Below are 22,692 nucleotides of genomic sequence, written 5' to 3'. Positions count from 1 at the left end.
TTTCCGTCGCCATGCAGAAGAACCCTGTGCTTCCCGCACACTCCAGTCTGGTCGCGATCGGCGACTCGTTCACCGAGGGCATGTCCGACCTGAAGGCCGACGGCTCCTACCGGGGCTGGGCCGACGTCCTCGCCGGACGGATGGCCGCCCGCACGCCCGGCTTCCAGTACGCGAACCTCGCGGTGCGCGGGAAGCTGATCGGCCAGATCGTCGCGGAGCAGGTGGACGTGGCGGCCGCGATGCGGCCCGACGTGATCACGCTGGTCGGCGGCCTCAACGACACCCTGCGCCCCAAGTGCGACATGGGCCGGGTCCGGGACCTGCTGACCGAGGCGGTGGAGCGGCTGACGCCGGCCTGCGAGCAGCTGGTGCTGATGCGCAGCCCCGGCCGCCAGGGCCCGGTCCTCGAACGCTTCCGGCCGCGCATGGAGGAGCTGTTCGCCTGCGTCGAGGACCTCGCCGGGCAGCACGGCGCCCTCGTGGTCGACCTGTACGGCGCCCCCTCGCTGGCCGACCCCCGGATGTGGGACGTGGACCGGCTGCACCTGACGGCCGAGGGGCACCGCCGGGTCGCCGAGGCGGTCTGGCAGACCCTCGGCTACGAGGCCGAGGACAGCGAGTGGCACACGCCGATGCCGGCCACGCCACCGCCGGGCTGGGTCGCGCGCCGGGTCGAGGACGCCCGCTTCACCAGGCAGTACCTGCTGCCGTGGATAGGCCGCCGTCTGACCGGCCGCTCCTCGGGCGACGGCCGCGCGCCGAAGCGGCCGGAGCTGCTGCCGTACGAGGCATAGCGTGGGTCCTGTGTCCACGCGGGTGATCAATGTCAGGGGCCGGATCCATGAGTTCGGCCCCCGGCTGGAACACGCCCCCGAGGACGTCGTCTACGTCGGCCGCCGCTGGACCATGGGCGGCTGGGACCTGCCCCGCCACCCGCTCCGCAACCCCTTCGCCTACGACACTCCGAAGAAGAGGCGGGACGGCACCCGGGCCGAGGTGATGGCGATGTACCGGGCGTATCTGCTGGAGCGACCCGAACTGCTGGAGCTGGTGGCCGAGCTGCGGGGGAAGACCCTGGCGTGCTGGTGCGCGCCCGAGCCGTGCCACGCGGACGTCCTGGCGGAGCTGGCCGAGGCCTCCTAGGGCCGCGTCCCGCGGGGTGGCCCGTGCCGCCGGGCCGGTCCGTCCCGCGGGGTGGCCCGTGCCGCCGGGTGGCCCATGCCGCCGGGCCGGTCCGGAGGACCCGGGCCGGCCGTGACCCGGCTCTCGTAGCTTCGCACGAGCGGACCTGTGGCGTTGGCCTGCAGGAACCGCCAGTAGAATCCGTACACGTGACTTCTGCCGCCCCCGCCAAGCCCCGCATCCCGAACGTCCTCGCCGGACGCTACGCCTCCGCCGAGCTCGCCACGCTCTGGTCGCCCGAGCAGAAGGTGAAGCTGGAGCGGCAGCTCTGGCTCGCCGTGCTGCGGGCCCAGAAGGACCTCGGGATCGAGGTGCCGGACGCGGCGATCGACGACTACGAACGGGTCCTCGACACCGTCGACCTGGCCTCCATCGCCGAGCGCGAGAAGGTCACGCGGCACGACGTGAAGGCGCGGATCGAGGAGTTCAACGACCTCGCCGGGCATGAGCACGTGCACAAGGGCATGACCTCCCGCGACCTGACGGAGAACGTCGAGCAGCTGCAGATCCGGCTCTCGCTGGAGCTGGTGCGCGACCGTGCGGTGGCCGTCCTGGCACGGCTGGGCAAGCTGGCCGGTGAGTACGCGGAGCTGGTCATGGCCGGCCGCTCCCACAACGTGGCCGCGCAGGCGACCACCCTCGGCAAGCGCTTCGCGACCGCCGCCGACGAGCTGCTGGTGGCGTACGGCCGGGTCGAGGAGCTGCTCGGCCGCTACCCGCTGCGTGGCATCAAGGGCCCGGTCGGTACCGCCCAGGACATGCTGGACCTGCTGGGCGGGGACGCGGCGAAGCTGGCCGAGCTGGAGAACCGGATCGCGCGGCACCTGGGCTTCTCGCAGGCCTTCACCTCGGTCGGCCAGGTGTACCCGCGGTCGCTGGACTACGAGGTCGTGACCGCGCTCGTACAGCTGGCCGCCGCCCCCTCCTCCCTGGCCAAGACGATCCGGCTGATGGCCGGACACGAGCTGGTCACCGAGGGCTTCAAGCCGGGCCAGGTCGGTTCCTCGGCGATGCCGCACAAGATGAACACGCGGTCCTGCGAGCGCGTCAACGGCCTCATGGTGATCCTGCGCGGCTACGCCTCGATGACCGGCGAGCTGGCGGGCGACCAGTGGAACGAGGGCGACGTGTCCTGCTCGGTGGTGCGCCGGGTGGCCCTGCCGGACGCGTTCTTCGCGCTGGACGGTCTGCTGGAGACCTTCCTGACGGTCCTCGACGAGTTCGGCGCGTTCCCCGCCGTCATCGCCCGCGAGCTGGACCGCTATCTGCCCTTCCTCGCCACCACCAAGGTGCTGATGGGCGCGGTGCGGGCGGGCGTCGGGCGTGAGGTCGCGCACGAGGCGATCAAGGAGAACGCCGTCGCCACCGCGCTGGCGATGCGTGAGCAGGGCGCCGAGCGCAACGACCTGCTCGACAAGCTGGCCGCCGACGAGCGGCTGCCGCTCGACCGGGAGCAGCTGAAGGCCCTGATGGCCGACAAGCTGTCCTTCACGGGCGCGGCCGCCGCGCAGGTCGGTGCCGTCGTCGGCCGGATCGAGGAGATCGCCAAGCAGCACCCGGAGGCCGCCGGCTACACCCCCGGAGCGATCCTCTGACCAGCCGCTCCCCTCGCTTCACCGCGGCAGAACTGGAGGCCGCCCGCGATCGTCTCGTCCCGGACGTGATCGCGGACGGCCTGCACGTCCTGTTCTGCGGCATCAACCCCGGCCTGATGACGGCGGCCACGGGCCACCACTTCGCCCGTCCCGGCAACCGTTTCTGGCCGGTGCTGCACCTGTCCGGGTTCACTCCGAGGCTGCTGAAGCCCGCGGAACAGGGCGAGTTGCTGTCGTACGGGCTCGGCATCACGAACGTGGTGGCGCGGGCGACCGCGCGCGCCGACGAACTGACGGCGGCGGAGTACACCGAAGGCGGCCGGCTGCTGACGGCGAAGGTGACCCGGGTGCGGCCGGGATGGCTGGCGGTGGTGGGCGTCACGGCCTACCGGGCCGCGTTCGGCGACCGGACGGCCCAGGTGGGGCCGCAGGAGCGGCTGATCGGGGACACCCGGGTGTGGGTGCTGCCGAACCCCAGCGGACTGAACGCGCACTGGACGGCGGCGACGATGGCGCAGGAGTTCGGGCGGCTGCGGGAGGCGGCCGAGGGCTAGCCGCTCGCCGGTGGAAGGGCGGTTGCGGGACGTCAGGCGTCCCGTCGGCGCACGCTGCGGGCTCCGGCGAGCAGTGCGCCCGCCGTCCACACCGCGGTCACCGCCAGTCCGGTCCAGGGCCCCAGGGCCCCGTCCCGGGCGCTGTGCAGGACGGCCTGACCGGCCCGGTCGGGCAGCAGGTCGGCGCCGCCGGCGGCCAGGTCGCCGATCACGAAGGACACGACCAGCAGGAACGGGACCAGGATGCCGAGCGTCGCGGTCCCGCTGCGCAGGACGGCCGCCAGTCCCGCCGCGAGCAGGGCCATCAGCGTCAGGTAGACGCCGCAGCCCAGGGCGCCGCGCAGTCCTTCGGACCAGGTCGGCCCGTCGGCCCCGAGCAGGGCTTCGCCCAGGACGAGGGTGACGAGGCCGGTGAGCAGACCGACGGCGAGCACCGGCAGCGCGATCGCCGTGGCCTTCGCCGCGAACCAGCGCCGGCGGTCGGGCACCGCGGACAGGGTCAGCCGCAGCGCGCCGCCCCGGAACTCGGACGAGACGGCCGTCGCACCGAAGGCGACCGCCGCGATCTGTCCGAAGGAGACGCCGGCGAACGCGGAGAACAGCGGGTCGGGGCCGTGGGAACCGGCGGCCGTGAGGCCGGAGAACACGGCCGTGGCGAGCGGCACGGCGCACAGACCGCCCACGAGTGAGCGCACCGTACGGATCTTGATCCACTCGGCGTGCAGTACGGGCTGGAACGGCATGGTCAGGCCTCCTGATGACGGACGGCGGTGAACTCGGCTTCCGCCGACGTCAGATCGAGGTAGGCCTGCTCCAGCGTGGCCTCCTCCTGGGTGAGTTCGAGGACGGGCACGCGCGCGTCGGCCAGCAGGTGGCCGATGTCCTCCACACGCGCGTGCCGTACGGTCCAGGTCCCGTCCGGGCCGCGCTCCGCCTCGTAGCCATGCCGGGCGAGGAGGTCGCCGAGTCGTTCGTCGTCGGTGGTGCGGACCTTCGCCGCGGGCCGTACGCGCGCGTGAATGAAGTCCCGGATCGGGGTGTCGGCGAGGAGCCGGCCGCGGCCGAGGACGATCAGGTGGTCCGCGAAGGACGCCGTCTCGTTCATCAGATGGCTGGAGACCAGGACCGTGCGCCCGTCCGCCGCCAGCCGACGCAGCAACTCGCGGATCCAGACGATGCCTTCGGGGTCGAGTCCGTTGGCGGGCTCGTCCAGGAGGACCACCTCGGGATCGCCGAGGAGGGCGGCGGCGATCCCGAGCCGCTGTCGCATGCCCAGGGAGTACGTCCGTGTCCGGCGCCGGGCGACGGGGGCGAGACCCGTCTCCTCCAGCATCCGCTCGACCCGGCCGGCCGGGATCCGGTTGCTCACCGCGAGGGCACGCAGATGGTCGTGTCCGGTGCGGGAGCCGTGCGCCGCGTCGGCGTCGAGCAGGGCACCCACGCGGCGCAGCGGTTCGCGGAGTTCCGGGTAGGGGCGGCCGCCGACCGTGGCGGTTCCGGAGGTGACGTGGTCGAGGCCGAGGACGAGTCGCAGGGTGGTGGACTTGCCGGCGCCGTTGGGGCCGAGGAAGCCGGTGACACGGCCGGGGCGGACGGTGAAGGTGAGTTGGTCCACGGCCCGGCGACCGCCGTATTCCTTGGTGAGTTCGTGCACGTCGATGCTGGTCATGGCCAACACCCTGGCGGGTCGGCGGGGTTGGACTCCTCCCCCGCCGGTGGAGACTCTCTCCCCCGCTCGGGGGAGGGCCGTTGTCAGTAGGCCCTGCCAGGATGTCCGCATGGCCCGCTTTCTACGCCCGCTGCTGCGGGGGACGACGTACACGCGCCTGCTGCATCTGTGGGTGCCGTTGCTCGTCGTCAGCCTGTGGCTCTTCATCGACCCGTCGACCCCGTGGGTGCCCGCGCTGGTGCTGGTTCCGGTCGGGCTGATCCCCGCGGTGCGCCGGGGCGAGGGCGTGCAGGCGCGGCTGCTGCTCACGCCCGGCGAGGAGGATTCGGGGATCTCCGAGGCGCCGTCGGCGACCTGGCGCGACCGGTGGCGCACGGTGCTGTGGCTGGAGGCGCGGATGGTCGTCGGCTCGGCGGGCGCGTTGGCCTCGGTGTGGCTTCCGGCCATCGCGTTCGACCTCGGCCGGCTGGCGGCGGGTCAGGTGCCCGGCGGCTTCCCGCTCCTGGACACGGCCCAGCCGCACTGGGCGTACGCCCTGCTGGTCCCGCTCCCGCTGGTCGCCCTCTACGGCGCCGTCGTCGGCTTCGGCGAGCTGGTGACCGCGCTGGCCCGGCGGCTGCTCGGCCCGTCCGCCGCCGAGCGGCTCGCGGCCCTGGAGGAGCGCACCGAGCAACTGCTGGAGCGCACCCGTATCGCGCGCGAGCTGCACGACTCCATCGGGCACGCCCTGACGGTGGCGGTCGTACAGGCCGGTGCGGCCCGGGCGGCGGGGAGTCCGGAGTTCACCGACCGGGCACTGGCGGCCATCGAGGAGACCGGCCGGAGCGCGCTGGAGGATCTGGAGCGCGTGCTGGGTGTACTGCGCGAGTCCCGGCAGCCGGTGCACGCGCGGCCCACGCTCATCGACGCCGACCGGCTCCTGGAGTCGGCGCGGGCCTCGGGCGCGAAGGTGGACGCGGAGGTCACCGGTCCGCTGGAGACGGTGCCGGGTCCGGTCTCCCGGGAGGGCTATCGGATCCTCCAGGAGTCGCTCACCAACGTGCTGCGGCACGCGGGGGCCGTGCCCGTGCGGGTCCGGGTGACCGTGGGCGGCGGGCTGCTCGGGCTGGAGGTGCGCAATCCGCTGCCGGGCCGGATACCGGGGCCCGGGCGGGGCAGTGGGCTGCGGGGGATACGCGAGCGCGCGGCCCTGCTCGGGGGCAGCGCGCGCACCGGACCGGACGGGGGCGACTGGCAGGTGCACGCCGAGCTGCCGGTGCGCTGATCTACCCTGGCCGGATGCCGGTCACCGTTCTCCTCGTCGACGACGAACCCCTCGTACGGGCGGGTCTGCGCGCCGTGCTGGAGACCCAGCCCGACATCGAGGTGGTCGGCGAGGCCGCCGACGGGGCGGCGGTCATCCCGCTGGTACGGCGGTTGCGGCCGGACGTGGTGGCGATGGACGTACGGATGCCGCTGCTCGACGGGATCGAGGCCACGCGTGCGGTGCTGCGCACGGTCGCTGAACCACCGAAGATCCTGGTGGTGACGACGTTCGAGGACGACGAGTACGTGTACGAGGCGCTCCGCGCGGGTGCCGACGGGTTTCTGCTGAAGCGGGCCCGGCCGGCCGAGATCGTGCACGCGGTGCGGCTGGTCGCCGAGGGCGAGTCGCTGCTCTTCCCGGCCTCGGTACGGCAACTCGCCGCCCGGTACGGCGGGGACGGCGAGCGGGACGCGCTTCGGTGGGCGCGGCTGACCGAGCGGGAGGCCGAGGTGCTGCGGCTCATGGCGCAGGGGCTGTCCAACTCCGAGATCGCCGGGCGGCTGATCGTCGGCACCGAGACCGTGAAGTCCCATGTGGGTGCCGTCCTGGCGAAACTGGGGACGCGGGACCGGACGCAGGCGGTGATCGCGGCGTACGAGTCGGGGTTCGTCGTGCCCCGCTGATCGCGGATCCTCGACAGGTAGGGGGCGCCAGGCACTCGCCGGGGTCGTCGCTACCGAAGTACGATCCGGCCAACACGCAGGGCTAGCTGGGAGGACGGACGTTGGCGGGACTGACCGGCGGTGATCCGTCGCTGCTGCGGAGGATCAATTCCGCGGTGGTGCTGCACGCGCTGCGTGCCACGGACTCCGCGACCCTGACCGAGATCACCCGGGTGACCGGACTGTCCCGGCCGACCGTCGAGGGGGTCGTCGAGGGGCTCATCGAGGCCGGTCTGGTCGTCGAGAAGGCGGCCGAGGAGGGCGCCACCCGGCGGCAGGGGCGGCCGGCTCGGCGGTTCCGGTTCCGGGCCGAGGCCGGGCATCTGCTGGGCCTGGAGATCGGCCCGCACCGCGTCGCCGCGCTCCTGGCCGACCTGGACGGCCGGATACTGGGGGCGCAGGCCAAGGACGTGGACGAGACGGCCGACGCGGACGAGCGGCTGGAGCGGCTGCGCACCGCGGTCGCCGAACTGCTGCGCCGGGCCGGGGTGCCGCGCAGTTCGCTGCGGGCCGTCGGGGTCGGCACGCCGGGCATCGTCGAGGCGGACGGCCGGGTGCGGCTGGGCACCGCGCTGCCCCAGTGGACGGGACTGCGGCTCGGCGAGCGGCTGAGCCGGTCCTTCAAGTGCCCGGTGCTGGTGGAGAACGACGCCAACGCGGCGGCCGTGGCCGAGCACTGGAAGGGCGCGGCCACCGAGTCCGACGACGTGGTGATGGTGCTGGCCGGGCTGAGTCCGGGCGCCGGTTCGCTGATCGGCGGACGGCTGCACCGGGGCTACGGCGGGGCGGCCGGGGAGATCGGAGCGCTGCATCTGCTGGGCCGGGAGGTGACCCCGGAGACGCTGCTGTCCACCACCGACGAACCGCTGCACCCGCTGGACGAACAGGCGGTCGCCGAGGTGTTCGCGCTGGCCAGGAAGGGGGACACGCGGGCGCGGGCCGCGGTCGACCGGTTCATCCAGCGGCTGGTCCACGACGTGGCCGCGCTCGCGCTGGCCCTCGATCCGGAGCTGGTGGTGATAGGCGGCTGGGCGGCGGGGCTCGACGGTGTCCTGGAGCCGCTGCGCCGCGAACTCGCCCGCTACTGTCTGCGCCCGCCGAGGGTGGCTCTCTCCCTCCTCGGCGAGGCGGCGGTGGCGACCGGCGCGCTGCGGCTCGCCCTCGACCATGTGGAGGAGCAGCTGTTCGCGGTGGACGGGACGGTCACAGCGCGCCGCTGAACAGCCGTGCAGCCGTGCAGCCGTGCAGCCGTGCAGCCGTGCAGCCGTGCAGCCGTGCAGCCGTGCAGCCGTGCAGCCGTGCAGCCGTGCAGCCGTGCAGCCGCTGTGAAACGCGACGCGCCCCGGAGGAGTTCCGGGGCGCATCCTGTTCCGGTTCGGTGGCTACGAGGCCTGCCGCTCCGGTCCGTGGTGGATCTCCACGCCGCCGGAGTCCCCGAAGGTCAGCCGGCAGGTGTCCGCGCGGTACGTGGCGACGGAGAGCGCGGCGGTGCGGCCGGCGGCGAGGAAGCGGGTGGTGACGACGAGGACCGGGGCGCCGGGGAGGCGGTCGAGCTCCTTGGCGTCGTCGGCGCGGGCCGAGCCGAGCTCCACGGAGCTGTCCTGCCCCTCCAGCGCCAGGCGCTGCAGCTCCCGCAGCACGGCACGCGCGCGGGCCGCTCCGGACGGCGCGTCGATCGCCGTCAGGTCCGGGACCGAGGACTCCGGGATGTAGAGCAGCTCGGCGGCGACGGGCTGGCCGTGGGAGACGCGGGAGCGGCGCACGATGTGCACCGGCTCCTCCGAGCCGGTCTCCAGGGCGGCCGCGACGGCCGCGGGCGGCACCGCGAGGGTGCAGTCGACCGGCTGCCAGGCGTCCTCGGGGGCGCCCGGCCACGCGTGCTGGTCGGTGCCGACGGCCACGCCCATGCGCGGGGGCGCCACCGTCGTACCGACACCGCGGCGGCGCTGGAGGCGACCCTCCAGTTCGAGCTGCTCGAGGGCCTGTCGGAGGGTGGCGCGGGCCACGCCGAAGCGGGCGGCGAGGTCGCGCTCGTTGGGCAGGATCTCGCCGACCGAGAACTCCGAGTCGAGTGCCTCACTGAGCACGGTCTTGAGATGCCAGTACTTCGGTTCCGGTACCGATTCCAGCTGCGTGGTCCCCACCCTGTCCTCCGCAATCGCCGTGGTCCGGCGGCGTTTTAGCGCCCTTGTTTATTAAAGGTTGTTGTACTTATCTGCGACCATAAGGCGACGCAGACCCTTGGTCAAGACCAATCCTCGATCCCATGGGCAGCGCATAGAAAGCGGTGCCATGGAGCGTTCACGGGGCGTTCGCACGGGGGCGTTTTCGTGACATTGCGGCAAAGCTCCCGTCGCACGGCGGGCACCGTGGGGCGGCCGGGGCCGGCGGGCGGCGAGGGGCGGGCGGCGAGGGTCCACTGTCTCTTCGTCCGACGGATGACGCGGACGGCCCGAACGGTCCGGCCGGTCCTGATGATGCGGACGGTCCGGATGACGCGGACGACCCGGTCGGACCGAATGGACGGAATGGACGGAATGGACGGAATGAACCGGATGGACGGGATGGACCGACCGGGACCGTCGGCAACGCCGATCACGCCCCCGCGCCATCCGACACGTTTCCCCCCTTCCGCCGGAATCGCCCCGTTCGCCGCGGGCTCGGCCCAGAATGATCCGCGGACCACTGCCGGCCGGCGACCCCGGGGGCCTTGGACGTGCGGCTGCCGACGCGACTGACGCTCATGCGGCACGTCGGGCATCCCGATGGCAACCCGGAGCCGCGCAGGGTGCGTTGGGTGACGCCGTCCGCCGCCGAGGCGCGACACACCGATCGGGGACTACCCGCCAGTAGCAATTGCTGACAAGCTGTCTACGACGTCAGCCGATGTCCCAGACGAGGAGCCTCCATGTCCGCCACCGTCTCGCTCGAAGTCCCGGCCGCGCAGGGCCGACAGGACGTGACCGTCTCCTACGCGCGCGTGGGCCGCGGTGAGCCGCTGGTCCTGATCCACGGCATAGGGCATCACCGGCAGGCCTGGGACCCGGTGGTGGACATCCTCGCGACCGAGCGGGACGTGATCGCCGTGGACCTGCCCGGCTTCGGCGCCTCCCCCGGCCTGCCGGCGGGCCTCACCTACGACCTGCCCACGACCAACACCGTGCTCGCCGCCCTGTTCGAGGCACTGGAGCTGGACCGGCCGCACGTGGCCGGCAACTCGCTCGGCGGACTGCTGGCCCTGGAGCTGGGCCGCGAGAAGCTCGTACGATCCGTCACCGCCCTCTCCCCCGCCGGATTCTGGACACAGGCCGAGCGGCGCTACGCCTTCGGCGTACTCATCGCCATGCGGCGGATCGCGGAGCGGCTGCCGCTCCCGCTGGTCGAGCGGCTGTCCCGGACGGCCGCCGGGCGGACGGCCCTGACCAGCACCATCTACGCCCGCCCGGCGCGCCGTTCACCCGAGGCCGTGGTCGCCGAGACGCTCGCGCTCGCGGGGGCCACCGGGTTCGCCGAGACCCTGCGGGCGGGGTCCGCCGTCCAGTTCACCGACGACGTGCCCGGCATCCCGGTCACCGTGGGCTGGGGCACCCGGGACATGCTGCTGGTGCGCCGCCAGGGGGTCCGGGCCAAGCAGATCATCCCCAAGGCCCGCCTGGTCCGGCTGCCCGGCTGCGGCCACTGCCCGATGAACGACGACCCGGCGCTGGTCGCACGGGTCATCCTGGACGGCAGCCGCTGAGCGTCGCCGGGCGCGGGGTGCGGCGTCGGCGGTCCCCGGCCGCCGGCTCGCACCGGACCTGGCCGCGGCGGCCTGCGCCCGTCGGCCGATGTGTGGCAGGGCTCCGGAGCCCAGGGCGACCCCCGCGCCCACCAGGGCGCCGCCGACGGCCTGGGCGGGGCCGTAGGAGCCCGTTCCGACGAGTGGGGCGGTGCAGACGGCGGTGAGGGGGACGAGGCCCGTGAGGAGCGTCGCGCGCTCCGTGCCGATCCGCTGCACGCCCATGTACCAGCACACGAAACCGACGACGGTGACGACCGCCGCCTGCCACAGCAGCGCGGCCGTCTCCGTGGCGTCGGGCCTGCGCAGCCACGCCCCGCCGTCGAGCAGAACCCCGGCCACCGCCGCCTCGGCCGCGGCGACGGCGCACACCGTGGCGGTCAGCAGCCGTGGCCCGAGCGCCCGCAGCACCGGCCCCGCGAGCACCGCGAACCCGACCTCACCGGCCAGCGCGCACACCGAGAAGGCGATCCCGCTCGCGTCGGTACGTCCCCAGCCCTGGACGGCGAAGGCGCCGACGGCGACCAGCGACGCCCCCTGGAGAACCCGGCGTTGCGGCCCGCGCCCGTCGAGGAGCGGAACCAGGACCGCCACCACCACCGGAGCGCAGCCCACGAAGACACCGGGAACCGCCGGTTCCGCGGTGCGTTCGGCGGCCAGGATCACCAGATTGAAGCCGACCATGCCAACGGCGGCGAGCAGGGCCAGCCGCAGCCACGCGCGCGCCCCGAGCCCGCGCAGCCGCTCCACCGCGCACGGCCCGACGAAGGGCACGAGCAGCAGACAGGCCGCCCCGTAGCGCAGGAACTGGCCGCCCGCGTAGGGGTAGTGGCCCAGCACGCTGTTGGCGGTGAAGGAGGCCCCGACGAGTACATAGGCGAACGCCGTCAGGAAGGCGCCGCGTGCGGTGGTCGCGTTCATGAGGACGACGCTAGGAACCTGGGCGGCCCGGATTAAGGTCCACTTCCATGACGTCATCGGGGACCAATCCGGGCGGCCTGCCGGGATCCGCCGCCTGGGAGCTGTTGCTGCCGGCCGCGTCGGCACCGGCACGCGCGCGTGGCCGTTTCCTCCAGGCGGCCCTGCGCGAGGCGATCCGTACCGGACGGCTCGCGCCCGGCACGCGGCTGCCGTCGAGCCGTGAGCTGGCCAAGGACCTCGGTGTGTCACGCGGACTGGTCACCGAGGCGTACGAGCAACTGACGGCGGAGGGCTATCTGCGCAGCGGACAGGGGGCGGGGACCTGGGTGGGCGGCGCGGTGCGGGCGGCGTCGGCACGCGCGCGTGATCTGGCGCCGCGCTCGCCGGGGGTGCGGGTGGACTTCGTACCGGGGTCACCGGATCTGGCGCTGTTCCCGCGCGCCGCCTGGGCCGCCGCGCAGCGCGAGGTGCTGGCCGAGCTCCCGCACCGCGACCTCGGCTACCCGGACCCGCGCGGGCTGCCCCGGCTGCGCTCGGCCCTCGCCGAACTGCTGGCCCGGCGCCGGGGCGTGGTCGCCGACCCGGAGCGGATCGTGGTCGTGTCCGGGGTGGCACAGGCGACGACGCTGCTCGGATCCGTGCTGCACGCGCGCGGGCTGCGCGAGATCGGTGTGGAGGACCCCGGCAGCCCCCAGCACGACGGCCTGTACGCGGCGGCCGGGCTGCGCACCGTGCCGCTGCCCCTGGACGCCGAGGGCCTGGCTTTGGGCCCGCTCCGCGACTCGGGGGTACGCGCGACGATGACGACGCCCGCCCACCAGTACCCGACCGGGATCGCCTGCTCCGCGGGACGCCGGACCCGGCTGCTGGACTGGGCCCGTGCGGTGGACGGCCTGCTGCTGGAGGACGACTACGACGGCGACTTCCGCTACGACCGCGCCCCGGTCGGCGCGCTCCAGGGTCTCGACCCGGAACGCGTGGCGTACATGGGATCGGTCAGCAAGTCCCTCGCCCCCGGGCTGCGGCTGGGCTGGCTGCTGGTGCCGGAGTATCTGGCGTACGACGTCGTCGAGCGCAAGCGGACCATGGACCTGGGTCACCCCTCCCTCGACCAGGCGGTGTTCGCCCGGTTCCTGGAGCGCGGCGACTACGACCGACAGCTGCGCCGCTGCCAGCGCGCCTACCGGGAACGCCGGGACGTCCTGGTGGACTCGCTGGCCCAGCACTTCCCGCACGCGCGCGTGTCCGGGATCGCGGCGGGGCTGCACGCCATCGCCGAACTCCCGGAGTCCTGCGGGCCGGAGAGCCGTTTCGTGGCGCGGCTGGCAGCCGCCGGGGTCGCGGTGCGTCCGCTGGGCGCGTGCACGCACGCACCGGCCGACGACTCCCGCGTACGGCTGGTGCTGGGGTACGCGCACCTGTCGCCGGCGCGGATCCGGGAGGGGGTGCGGGTGATGGCGGAGGTGCTCGGCGGGTGACCTTCATGGGCTCCTTCGTGGACTCCTTCATGGGGCCCTTCATGGGCTCCTTCATGGGCCGGGCAGTTGTTCACTTGTGGTTTCCGTGAGCGCTGCGGCGCACCAGTAGTTGTGGCTGTGCACAACTGGCCGGATCTCGCTCTGGAGGCCCTTCATGTCCCTTTCGTTCCCAGGCCGCCGCAGCGTGCTGCGCGGCTCCCTCGCCGCGTCGGCGGCCCTGACCCTGCCCACGGCGCTCAGTGCGGCTCCGGCGTTCGCGCTCTCCGGGCGGCCCCGGGCCGACTGGGGTGTGCAGGCGGGCGACGTGACCGCCGACTCCGGCCTGGTGTGGGTCCGTTCGGACCGGCCGGCCCGGATGATCGTGGAGACCTCGGCCACCGAGTCGTTCCGCAACCCGCGCAGGTGGCGGGGCCCGCTGCTCGGCGCGGACAGCGACTTCACCGGCACCACGCGGCTGCACGGGCTGCCGTCCGGTGAGCAGATCCATTACCGCGTGCTGCTCGCCGACCCCGACGACCCGCGCCGCACCGGCGAGCCGGTCACCGGCACCTTCCGCACCGCGTCCACCCGTCGGCGCCAGGGCGTGAAGTTCCTGTGGTCCGGCGACCTGGCCGGGCAGGGCTGGGGCATCAACGAGTCCATCGGCGGCTACCGCATCTTCGACGCGATGGCGAAGCTGGACCCGGACTTCTTCCTGTGCAGCGGCGACAACATCTACGCCGACGGCGTGATCTCGGCGACCCAGGCACTGCCCGACGGCAGCCTGTACCGCAACGTCACCAGCGAGGCGAAGTCGCACGTCGCGGTCACCCTGGACGACTTCCGCGGCAACTTCCGCTACAACCTGCTGGACGACGCGCTGCGCCGGTTCAACGCCCAGGTTCCGAACGTCATCCAGTGGGACGACCACGAGGTCCGCAACAACTGGTACCCGGGCGAGGTCATCGGCACCGGCACCCCCTACCCGGCCGGAACCAGGCTGGACGACATGGCGGTGCGCTCCCGGAGGGCGTTCTCGGAGTACTTCCCCATCTCCACGATCAGCGGCCGCCCGGACGGCCGGATCTACCGCGTCCACCACCACGGCCCGCTCCTCGACGTCTTCGTGCTCGACATGCGGACCTACCGCAACGCGAACTCGCCCGACAACCAGACGACCGATCCGCAGGGCATCCTCGGCGCCGAGCAGCTGGAGTGGCTCAAGCGCGAGCTGTCCCGGTCGCGTGCGGTGTGGAAGGTCATCGCCGCGGACATGCCGCTCGGCCTGGTGGTGCCCGACCCGGTCGAGGGCCTGGCGAACTTCGAGGCCGTCGCCCAGGGCGACCCGGGCGCGCCGCTCGGCCGCGAGCTGCAGATCGCCGAACTGCTCCGGTACATCAAGCACCGCAGGATCACCGGCACGGTGTGGCTGACGGCGGACGTCCACCACACCTCGGCCCAGCACTACGACCCGTCGCGGGCCGCGTTCAAGGACTTCGCGCCGTTCTGGGAGTTCGTCTCAGGGCCGCTCAACGCCGGTGCCTTCCCGGCCAGCGCGCTGGACGGCACGTTCGGCCCCGACCGCGTGTTCGTCAAGGCGCCGACCGCCTCGAACGTGTCTCCCGCGGAGGGCTACCAGTTCTTCGGCGAGGTCGACATCGATGGCCACAGCGGTGAGCTGACGGTCCGTCTGCGTGAGTACGACGGCACCGTGCTGTTCACCCAGACGCTGCAGCCGGGCCGGGTCGGCCAGTAACTCCCGTACGCTTTTCGCAGGGCCGCGCACCGGCGTCATCTCCCGGTGCGGGGCCCTGCCGCACTCCCGGCACGGGTTCCGCCACCTCCTCGGCACAGGCCGGGCCTTAGGGCCTGTCTGACAATTCCCGACTCCCCGGCACGGGTCCCGCCGGGCCCCTCCGTGCGCCCCTCGCAGCCTCCTCGAACTTCCCTGCCCGCAGCGCGTATTCGCAGGTCAGGGCCGATTGTCAGTGGTCGCCTCTACGGTTTTTCCATGACGCGATCTTCACAGGCCGTGGCCTATCGCCAACCCTCCGTGCTGCGCTCCGCCGCCGACGGACGCCATCTCGGACTGGAGACCTCCCGGGGTGCGACGCCCACCGGGGTCGAGGACCATCCGCGGTTCTTCGCGGGCTTCCTGACCTCGCCTCAGGTGGCCGCCGCCGGACTGCTCGCGGTGGCCGACGTGGCGGCCGCGCGGTACTACCAGCCGCAGCTGCGCGCCTCGCTGGACCCGGTGGTGACGGGCAACGGCGACCGGCTGCGCTTCGAGTCCTTCTCCGGCTGCGGCGGGGTGTACGCCCGGCTGGACCTGCTCGGCCCGGGCCTGGACGGCGCCGAGGTGGGCCACGGCACGACGAACGTCGACGTCAACAACCCGCTGCGGGAGGCCCTTTCCCGGCTCGGCACCGACGATCCGCTGCATCTGCGCGTCGGCCCCGAGGAGCTGGCGGTGACCACGCTCGACGGCCCCGTGGTGGAGAAGAAGGTCCCGCTGCCGGACCGCTGGCTGCGCGGCTTCGCGGAGGCGCAGGTCATAGCGGCCGGGTTCGACCTGCGGGCCGAGCTGCCGGCCGAGGAGGCGGTGCGGTTCCTGCGCTCGCTGCCCCGCGCCGGCACGGGCCGCCGGGGCTCGGCCGGGCCTCGCTGGGTGGTGCCGGCGGGCCGGGGGCTGCGGCCGACGACCCGCCCGGTGCCGGGCGCGGTGTGCCTGCCGGGACCCGAGCGGCTGGCCGCTCTCCAGCGGGTGGTGCGCCATGCGACGGCGCTGCGGGTCTACGGCCCGCAGGGCGCCCTCGCTGTCTCCGGTACGGCCGCCGCCTGGGAGGTCGTGCTGCCGGGCATGCGGCTGACGCTGACCCTGTCGCCCGACGCGGCCCGCGGGTTCTCCGGCGAGGGCGGGGTGCTGGACGCGCTCGCCACCGACGCGGCCGCCGAGGACGCGGAGCTGATCGCGGTACTGCTGGCCTGGGAGCCCCGGGTCGACGTGGCCGACCTGGCCGCCTCCGCCGGGCTCACCCCGGAACGGGTCCGCGCGGCCCTGGTCCGCCTCGGCACCTCGGGACGCGTCGGCTACGACACGGCGGAGGCCGCCTACTTCCACCGCGAGCTGCCGTACGACGCGGGCCGCGTCGAGCGGCACAACCCCCGGCTGCGCTCGGCCCGGGCGCTGGTGGCCGCGGGCGCGGTGACCGTCGACGGCGCTGTCGGCACGGTGACGGCCGAGGACGGTCATGCGCACCGGGTGCGGGACGCGGCGGGAGTGCTGAGCTGCAGTTGTCTGTGGTGGGCGAAGTACCGGGGCGGGCGCGGGCCGTGCAAGCACGCGCTGGCGGTGCGGATGGTGCGGCGCGGTGGAGCGGTGGAGCGGGAGATGGCGGAGATCGACGGGGGTACGCGATGAGTGCGGTGCTGGAAGCGGTGCGGATGGGGCGCGCGGGCGAGACCGAGCTCCTGCTGAGGAAGACGCCGGATGCCGAACGGCGGGCGTTGCTGCCGGAGTTGAAGAGGCTGCGCAAGGAGGTGCGGGCCCTGCCGTGGGAGCAGCGGGACCGGCTTGAGCGCATGTACCCGGCGCTTCAGGTGGCGGGGGCGATGTGTCACTCGGGGGCGGCGGCGGCCGCGGCCTGGATCGCCGGGGCGGACATGCGCTGGCGGCAGGCACCGGTGCAGACGCTGCTGCGGGCCCTGGCCGACCGGGACACCGGCTGGCAGGCCGATGTGGCCCGGCGCCTCGCGGGCCGGCCGGTCTCCGCGGACGTGCCCTTCGCGCTGATGGCCGGGCTGGTGCGCCGCTCGGGATGCGAGGTGCCGGTGACGGACGCCTATGTGGTCGGCTGGGTCCGGCACATCGGCCATGGCTGGGGGCGCGTTCCCCTGATCGACCGGCTGCGGGCCGAGCCGGACCTGGCGCCGCTGGTGAACGGCCTGTTCGAGTTCTCCGAGGTGGGCGAGGTCCGCTGGCTGTTCGGCGACGGTCCCGGTTCCTGGCAGAGCGCGGTCGCGGACCTCACCCGCACGGGTGAACTGGACCGCGGGGCGGTGGTCGACGCCTGTGTCGCCCGTCTGCTGCGCGGCGGCGGTCCGACCGACCACCGGATCTTCCTGCCGATGCTGCTCCAGCTCGCCCTCACCCGGGAGGAGGAGCGCGAGCGCGTCACCGACTGGACGGCGTTGGCCCGGGACGCCGCCTCCCCCGTCGCCGCCCATGCCCAGGCGGTCCTCGCCGCCCTGGCGCTCGACGGCGGGCTCACCGCGCGGCAGCTGGCCGAGGCCTCCGAAGGGCTGCTGTTCCGCACCGAGAAGAAGCTGGTGCGCGCCCAGCTGGTGCTGCTGGGCAAGGCGCTCGCCCGTGAGCCGGCCTCGGCGGCACAGCTGCTGCCGGCCGTGGCCCAGGCGTTCGGGCACGAGGACACCCAGGTGCAGGAGCGGGCGCTGAAGCTGGTGGAGCGGCACGCGAAGAGGCTCGACGACCCGGCGGCCCGGTCCGACATCGCCGGCGCGGCGGGGCAGCTGAGTCCCGTCCTGCGGAACCGGGCGGCCGACGCCCTGGGGATCGAGGCCGCGGCGGCGCCCGAGGGGTACGAGGAGGTGCTGCCGCCGGCTCCGGAGCCGTTCCGGCCGGCGCCGGCGCCTGAGTCTGCCGTGGAACTCGCCGAGGAGGTCGGCGCCCTGCTGGCGGCCGACGGGGACGTGGCCGCGTTCGAGCGGGCGCTGGACGGGCTGGCCCGGCACGCCCACCGCGACCAGGACGCGCTGCGGGCGGCGCTCGAACCGGTCGCCGCCACTCGCTGGTGGAAGCAGCCCGACGCCCGCCGCTGGTGGCACACCGACGAGTACTTCGGCAACGCCCGTTACGGCCTCCTCGGCGCCCGGGACGGCCTGGAGCTGCTGCTGGCCACGCTGTTCGGGGTCGTCGGCACGGACACCCTGTTCGCCGCCCACCAGCGCGGTCCGGCCGATCACGCGTGCGCGCACACCGGGTTCTCCCGGGTGTTCGACGTCCGGCTGCGCGAACTGGCGTACCGGATACGGACGGATCCGCAGCCGCTGCTGCTGGCCACGCCGTCGTGGAGCACCGGGCTGCTGGAACCGGGCGAGCTGGTCGACCGGCTCGCGGTCTACGGTCGGCTGGGCGCCCGGGTCGGTGCCGCCGACTTCGCGCAGGCGCTGCTGCGGGTGGGCCGGGAGGACCGTGCGGCGGCGCTGGTGGCGGCCGAGCGGGCGGCGGCGCTCGGCACGCCGGAGGGCGAGCGGCTCGCGCGCCGGCTCTCCGCCGGGGGACCCGCCCTGCCCACGTCCCAGCAGCGGACCTCGGGGGTGCGGATCCTGGTCGAGTCGGGTGAAGTCCTGGAACTCCAGGCGGACTTCCCGGAGGCGTTCCGGCAGCTGGGCCGGCCGGTCACGGTCGGCGACGAGCGGCGGTACTGCCACCACTGGGGCCAGGAGAACCACCAGCACTGGCTGGCCATCCTCCCCGAACAGCGCGAGCTGGTCGCCGTGCGGCTGGTGCACGATCTGTCCCACGCCGCCGTGGACGACCAGCGGGGCATCGCCGCCGCCCTTCCGCTGCTCGCCGAGTCCGGCGGCACCGCAGGCGAGAGCACCCGTCTGTGCGTCGCCTACGGGCTGGGCGCCCGGCATCCGGAGGACCGGCTCGCCGCGGTGGACGCGCTGCTGGTGCTCGCCGCGCGTGGGCAGCTCGACGCGGAGCGGCTGGGCGCCGACCTGGGCCGGCTGGTCCGGCGTGGTGCGGTGAAGCCGCTGCGGCTGGCCGAGTCGGCGCGGACGGCCGCGGCCACCGGGGCCAACACGACGATATGGGAGATGCTCCGGCACACCCTTCCCGTGCTGCTCGCCGACCTCGCGACGGCGGGCGCGGGGACACCGGGTCCGGCCCGTGGGCTCGGGGAGCTGCTCTCGGTCGCCGCCGAGTGCGCCGAGCGGTCCGGGGCCCGCGGTGCGCTGCCCCATCTCTCCCAGACGGCGGCCCGGCGCGGCTCGTCCCGTCTGGTGGTCCAGGCCCGTCGGCTGCGGGACGCGCTGGGCGAGAAGGCGGCCGCGTGACAGAGACCAGAACCGGTCATTTCAGATACCTCGGCAACAGTAAAAACCAGCGCAAAAACAACATAAGCACGCTTTACCCGTCGGTCACAGAGCGTTCGTGATCACGCAACACCCTTCCTTCACAGTGGATGCATGAATCGAGACATGTCTGATGTGAGGCGCACACGGAACGGACGCCCCGTGCACCACTGGCGACGGGACGTCGTCGAACTGGCCGCCCTGTTCACTGCCGTCGCGGTGGCGGACGCGGTGGCGAACCTGATCGGGCACGGCCCCGACGGTCCGGCGCTGCTGGTGATCTCGGCGCTGGTGCTGGCGGCGACGGCGGGATTCCACGTCTGGTGGGCGAGGCGCTCAGGTCACGCACCTCCGGTGACCGACAGCGATACCGGCACCCGGCCGCCCGTCACCGAGACGCGGCAGGCCGGGACCGACGGGAGGGCCCCGGCGGCCGAAGGCGTGCACAGCACGCTGTGGCGGCTGCGGACGACCGTGCGGGACGAGCCGGGCTCGCTGGCGGCGCTGTGCACCGCGCTCGCCGGGCACGCGGTCGACATCCTGAACCTGCAGACGCACCCGCTGGCCGACGGCACGGTGGACGAGTTCCTGCTGCGGGCCCCGGGCCGGCTGACGGCCGGCGAGATCACCCGGGCGGTCGCGCTGGCCGGGGGCACGGACACCTGGATCGAGCGGGCCGACGCGCACGATCTGGTGGACGCCCCGACCCGGGTCCTGAGCCTGGCGACCCGAACCGCCCTGGACGCGGCGGAACTTCCGCTGGCCCTCCGGCAGTTGTTGGGGAGGTGCACGATCCGCTCACTCCCCGCCCATCCGGTCGGCGGGGCCCGGAGCCCCGAGACGGTTCCCGTCGAAGGGGCGCTGGAGGACACCGTGATGCGGCTGCGCGCACCGGAGGGTGGAGTGATCACCGTGGAGCGGCCGTATCTGCCGTTCACGCCGACCGAGTTCGCGCGGGCGCGGGCGCTGGTGGAGCTGGACGCCCGGCTCGGGCCGCGCATCCCGCGCAGTCAGGACGTGCTCACCCTGCCCGAAGGCAGGGAGATCACCGTACGCCGGGCCGACACCGGGGACGTGGAGGCCGCGAAGGCGATGCACGAGCGTTGCTCGGCACGGACTCTCGGGCTGCGTTACCACGGTCCGGTCGGGGACGCGGACCGCTATCTGAACCACCTGCTCAGCCCCCGCTTCGGCCGGACGCTGGCCGTGCAGACCGCGTCGGGCCGGATCGTCGGCCTCGGGCATCTGCTGTGGGACGGCGACGAGACGGAGGTCGCGCTGCTCGTCGAGGACGACTGGCAGCGGCGCGGCATCGGCAACGAGCTGCTGGGCCGGCTGGTGCGGATGGCCGTAGAGGCAGGCTGCGAGAGCGTGTACGCGGTGACTCAGGCGTCCAACACGGGGATGGTGGCGGCGATGCGGGGGCTGGAGTTGCCGTTGGACTATCAGATCGAGGAGGGGACGCTGGTGATCACGGCGCGTCTCGATGCGGTGCCGACGGAGCCGGGGGATGCCGTGACTGCCGTGGGGCGGCTTTCCGGTGCGGGTGAGATGGGGAAGTCCGAAGCGCCGTAGGGCTCAGGGCCGTCGCACGACTGCGGGTGCGCGGGGGCTGGTCGTGCCCACGCGGCGGTAGCCGCGTATGCATGCAGCCCCGCGCCCCCTGAGGGGGCGTGCTAGTGCGGCCCCAGTGCCCAGTCCAGGTCGGCCCACAGATCGTCGACGTCCTCCAGGCCCACCGACAGGCGCAGCAGTCGGTCGCTGACCCCAGCGCTCCTGCGGTCCCCCTCGTCCACGATGCGGTGGCTGATGGAGGCCGGGTGCTGGATGAGGGTGTCGACGCTGCCGAGGCTGACGGCCGGGGTGATCAGCCGTACCCGGGAGACGGTCTCGTGCGGATCGCCGTGCACCTCGAAGGCGATCATCGCGCCGCCCAGGCGCGGGTAGTGGGTACGGGCGACGCGCGGGTCGGCGGTCAGACGGCGGGCGAGTTCGGCGGCGGTGGCGGAGGCGGCCCGGACCCGTACCGGGAGGGTGGCCAGGCCGCGCAGCAGCAGATAGCCGGCCAGCGGGTGCAGCACGCCCCCGGTCGCGAAACGTATCTTCCTGAGCTGCCCGGCGAGTTCCTCGTCACAGGCGACCACCCCGGCCAGCACGTCGCCGTGGCCGCCGAGGTACTTGGTGGCGCTGTGCAGCACCAGCCGGGCGCCGTGTTCGGCGGGGCGCTGGAGCACCGGGGTGGCGAAGGTGTTGTCGGCGAGCAGCGGGACCGTGCCGCAGGCGTGGGCGACGGCCCGCAGGTCGAGTTCGGCGAGGGTCGGGTTGGCCGGGGACTCGACCAGCACCAGACCGGTGTCCGGGCGCAGCGCGTCGGTGATGCCGGCCGGGTCGGTCCAGGTGACCTCGGTGCCGAGGAGACCGGCGGTGAGGAGGTGGTCGCTGCACCCGTACAAGGGCCGTACGGCGACGACATGGCGCAGGCCGGCCGCCGCGCGGGCGAGCAGCACGGCGCTCAGGGCGGCCATGCCGCTGGCGAAGGCGACGGCCGACTCGGTGCCCTCCAGGCGGGCCAGGGCGGTCTCGAAGCGGGCGACCGTCGGGTTGCCGAGCCGCCCGTAGACCGGCGGTCCGATCGGGTTCGCGCCGTCGACGGCGAAGGCGTCGATGCGGGCCGCCTCGGCGCGGCTGTCGTAGGACGGGTAGGTGGTGGACAGGTCGATCGGCGGGGCGTGCAGGCCCTGGCGGGCGAGGTCGTCGCGGCCCGCGTGCACGGCCTCGGTGGCCAGGGCGCGCGAGGCGCCAAACCCCCGTGCAGCACCGTCGCGGAGGTGCAGCGGGTCGTCGTAGGCGCTCACTGAGTCGTCGTAGGTGCTCGTCGAGTCCATGGCCGAAGGGTGAACAACGACCGGGGTACGGGGAGCGAACACCGTGTTACGTTCGCCGTATGGCCGAATCTGTCGTACTGGATCCGGTCGATCTGCATCTGCTGCGGCTGCTGCAGAACGACGCCCGGACCACCTACCGCGATCTCGCCGCCCGGGTGGGCGTGGCACCGTCCACCTGTCTGGACCGGGTGACCCGGCTACGGCGCTCCGGAGTGATCCTCGGGCATCGGCTGGAGCTCGATCCGGCCAAGCTCGGGCGCGGTCTCGAGGCGTTGCTGTCGGTGCAGGTGCGGCCGCACCGGCGGGAGTTGGTGGGGCCGTTCGTGGAGCGGATCAGGGCGCTGCCGGAGTCACGGACGGTGTTCCATCTGACCGGACCCGACGACTACCTCGTGCATGTGGCCGTGGCCGACATGGCGGACCTCCAGCGGCTGGTCCTGGACGAGTTCACGTCCCAGCGCGAAGTGGCCCGGGTGGAGACCCGCCTGATCTTCCAGCAGTGGGAGTGCGGACCGCTGCTCCCGCCTACGCCGTCGGCTCAATCCCAGTGACGTGCGGCGGCCCGTCGTACGAGGATGGAC

The 22,692-nt window shown here is 73.7% G+C and carries 18 protein-coding genes; 14 read left to right on the top strand and 4 right to left on the bottom strand.

Features of this window, described 5'->3' with window-relative positions; genetic code table 11:
• Positions 1-11 precede the first annotated feature (11 nt).
• From ACZ5K7_RS28910 to mug, 4 genes are all read left to right on the top strand, one after another.
• Complete coding sequence (locus ACZ5K7_RS28910) at positions 12-794, top strand: SGNH/GDSL hydrolase family protein (RefSeq protein ID WP_468917744.1); 783 nt, start codon at positions 12-14, stop codon at positions 792-794.
• Between the two features lie 10 nt (positions 795-804).
• Complete coding sequence (locus ACZ5K7_RS28905; protein WP_351705846.1) at positions 805-1,143, top strand: DUF4326 domain-containing protein; 339 nt, start codon at positions 805-807, stop codon at positions 1,141-1,143.
• A 188-nt stretch (positions 1,144-1,331) separates the two neighbouring features.
• Complete coding sequence (gene purB, locus ACZ5K7_RS28900; protein ID WP_468917741.1) at positions 1,332-2,777, top strand: adenylosuccinate lyase; 1,446 nt, start codon at positions 1,332-1,334, stop codon at positions 2,775-2,777.
• A gap of 65 nt (positions 2,778-2,842) precedes the next feature.
• A complete protein-coding gene (gene mug, locus ACZ5K7_RS28895; RefSeq protein ID WP_351705852.1) occupies positions 2,843-3,331 on the top strand; it encodes a G/U mismatch-specific DNA glycosylase in 489 nt (162 codons plus the stop codon).
• 32 nt (positions 3,332-3,363) lie between these two features.
• Here the strand turns inward: mug and ACZ5K7_RS28890 are convergent, their stop codons facing one another.
• Positions 3,364-4,074 carry an ABC transporter permease gene (locus ACZ5K7_RS28890; protein ID WP_468917739.1) on the bottom strand — a complete coding sequence of 237 codons (711 nt, stop codon included), beginning with the start codon at positions 4,072-4,074 and terminating at the stop codon, positions 3,364-3,366.
• Between the two features lie 2 nt (positions 4,075-4,076).
• The gene (locus tag ACZ5K7_RS28885) at positions 4,077-5,000 is read right to left on the bottom strand and encodes an ABC transporter ATP-binding protein (protein ID WP_468917736.1); all 924 of its coding nucleotides are present in this window, start codon (positions 4,998-5,000) and stop codon (positions 4,077-4,079) included.
• A gap of 109 nt (positions 5,001-5,109) precedes the next feature.
• Between ACZ5K7_RS28885 and ACZ5K7_RS28880 the strand changes: the two genes are divergently transcribed.
• The 3 genes from ACZ5K7_RS28880 to ACZ5K7_RS28870 all read left to right on the top strand — a co-directional run bounded on the left by ACZ5K7_RS28880 (position 5,110) and on the right by ACZ5K7_RS28870 (position 8,188).
• The gene (locus ACZ5K7_RS28880) at positions 5,110-6,264 is read left to right on the top strand and encodes a sensor histidine kinase (protein ID WP_351705861.1); all 1,155 of its coding nucleotides are present in this window, start codon (positions 5,110-5,112) and stop codon (positions 6,262-6,264) included.
• 14 nt (positions 6,265-6,278) lie between these two features.
• Complete coding sequence (locus tag ACZ5K7_RS28875) at positions 6,279-6,929, top strand: response regulator transcription factor (protein WP_351705864.1); 651 nt, start codon at positions 6,279-6,281, stop codon at positions 6,927-6,929.
• A 101-nt stretch (positions 6,930-7,030) separates the two neighbouring features.
• Positions 7,031-8,188 carry an ROK family transcriptional regulator gene (locus ACZ5K7_RS28870; protein ID WP_351705867.1) on the top strand — a complete coding sequence of 386 codons (1,158 nt, stop codon included), beginning with the start codon at positions 7,031-7,033 and terminating at the stop codon, positions 8,186-8,188.
• 162 nt (positions 8,189-8,350) lie between these two features.
• Here ACZ5K7_RS28870 and ACZ5K7_RS28865 read toward each other — a convergent pair whose 3' ends face one another.
• Positions 8,351-9,112, bottom strand: a complete 762-nt coding sequence (locus ACZ5K7_RS28865; RefSeq protein WP_468917732.1) for a GntR family transcriptional regulator — start codon at positions 9,110-9,112, stop codon at positions 8,351-8,353.
• A 764-nt stretch (positions 9,113-9,876) separates the two neighbouring features.
• Here ACZ5K7_RS28865 and ACZ5K7_RS28860 point away from each other — a divergent pair.
• From ACZ5K7_RS28860 to ACZ5K7_RS28835, 6 genes are all read left to right on the top strand, one after another.
• Positions 9,877-10,707, top strand: a complete 831-nt coding sequence (locus ACZ5K7_RS28860) for an alpha/beta fold hydrolase (protein WP_351705873.1) — start codon at positions 9,877-9,879, stop codon at positions 10,705-10,707.
• Between the two features lie 1,007 nt (positions 10,708-11,714).
• On the top strand, positions 11,715-13,145 hold the full coding sequence (gene pdxR, locus ACZ5K7_RS28855; protein WP_468917729.1) for a MocR-like pyridoxine biosynthesis transcription factor PdxR: 1,431 nt from the start codon (positions 11,715-11,717) through the stop codon (positions 13,143-13,145).
• Positions 13,146-13,299: 154 nt separating this feature from the next.
• Positions 13,300-14,880, top strand: a complete 1,581-nt coding sequence (locus ACZ5K7_RS28850) for an alkaline phosphatase D family protein (RefSeq protein WP_468917727.1) — start codon at positions 13,300-13,302, stop codon at positions 14,878-14,880.
• Positions 14,881-15,135: 255 nt separating this feature from the next.
• Positions 15,136-16,545 carry an SWIM zinc finger family protein gene (locus ACZ5K7_RS28845; RefSeq protein ID WP_468917724.1) on the top strand — a complete coding sequence of 470 codons (1,410 nt, stop codon included), beginning with the start codon at positions 15,136-15,138 and terminating at the stop codon, positions 16,543-16,545.
• A complete protein-coding gene (locus ACZ5K7_RS28840; RefSeq protein WP_468917722.1) occupies positions 16,542-19,208 on the top strand; it encodes a DUF7825 domain-containing protein in 2,667 nt (888 codons plus the stop codon). The genes ACZ5K7_RS28845 and ACZ5K7_RS28840 overlap by 4 nt, the downstream gene beginning before the upstream one ends.
• Before the next feature lie 180 nt (positions 19,209-19,388).
• Entirely contained in the window at positions 19,389-20,801 is a 1,413-nt protein-coding gene (locus tag ACZ5K7_RS28835) for a GNAT family N-acetyltransferase (protein WP_468917719.1), read from the top strand.
• Positions 20,802-20,902: 101 nt separating this feature from the next.
• Here the strand turns inward: ACZ5K7_RS28835 and ACZ5K7_RS28830 are convergent, their stop codons facing one another.
• Positions 20,903-22,111: a trans-sulfuration enzyme family protein gene (locus ACZ5K7_RS28830; protein ID WP_468917716.1), complete on the bottom strand. Its 1,209-nt coding sequence runs from the start codon at positions 22,109-22,111 to the stop codon at positions 20,903-20,905.
• 59 nt (positions 22,112-22,170) lie between these two features.
• On the opposite strand from ACZ5K7_RS28830, the gene ACZ5K7_RS28825 reads away from it, so the two are divergent.
• The gene (locus tag ACZ5K7_RS28825) at positions 22,171-22,662 is read left to right on the top strand and encodes an Lrp/AsnC family transcriptional regulator (RefSeq protein WP_351733861.1); all 492 of its coding nucleotides are present in this window, start codon (positions 22,171-22,173) and stop codon (positions 22,660-22,662) included.
• Positions 22,663-22,692: the final 30 nt, after the last annotated feature.

Source organism: Streptomyces sp. NPDC031497 (assembly GCF_055580905.1).
This window is presented reverse-complemented; position numbering and strand designations above follow the sequence as displayed.

Bases quoted from the DNA above. Each gene is read 5' to 3' on its own strand.
- ACZ5K7_RS28885 (WP_468917736.1), bottom strand. From the start codon at position 5,000: ATGACCAGCATCGACGTGCACGAACTCACCAAGGAATACGGCGGTCGC.
- ACZ5K7_RS28875 (WP_351705864.1), top strand. From the start codon at position 6,279: ATGCCGGTCACCGTTCTCCTCGTCGACGACGAACCCCTCGTACGGGCG.
- ACZ5K7_RS28890 (WP_468917739.1), bottom strand. From the start codon at position 4,074: ATGCCGTTCCAGCCCGTACTGCACGCCGAGTGGATCAAGATCCGTACG.
- ACZ5K7_RS28830 (WP_468917716.1), bottom strand. From the start codon at position 22,111: ATGGACTCGACGAGCACCTACGACGACTCAGTGAGCGCCTACGACGAC.
- ACZ5K7_RS28840 (WP_468917722.1), top strand. From the start codon at position 16,542: ATGAGTGCGGTGCTGGAAGCGGTGCGGATGGGGCGCGCGGGCGAGACC.
- ACZ5K7_RS28845 (WP_468917724.1), top strand. From the start codon at position 15,136: ATGACGCGATCTTCACAGGCCGTGGCCTATCGCCAACCCTCCGTGCTG.
- ACZ5K7_RS28880 (WP_351705861.1), top strand. From the start codon at position 5,110: ATGGCCCGCTTTCTACGCCCGCTGCTGCGGGGGACGACGTACACGCGC.
- ACZ5K7_RS28850 (WP_468917727.1), top strand. From the start codon at position 13,300: ATGTCCCTTTCGTTCCCAGGCCGCCGCAGCGTGCTGCGCGGCTCCCTC.
- pdxR (WP_468917729.1), top strand. From the start codon at position 11,715: ATGACGTCATCGGGGACCAATCCGGGCGGCCTGCCGGGATCCGCCGCC.
- ACZ5K7_RS28825 (WP_351733861.1), top strand. From the start codon at position 22,171: ATGGCCGAATCTGTCGTACTGGATCCGGTCGATCTGCATCTGCTGCGG.
- ACZ5K7_RS28910 (WP_468917744.1), top strand. From the start codon at position 12: ATGCAGAAGAACCCTGTGCTTCCCGCACACTCCAGTCTGGTCGCGATC.
- ACZ5K7_RS28860 (WP_351705873.1), top strand. From the start codon at position 9,877: ATGTCCGCCACCGTCTCGCTCGAAGTCCCGGCCGCGCAGGGCCGACAG.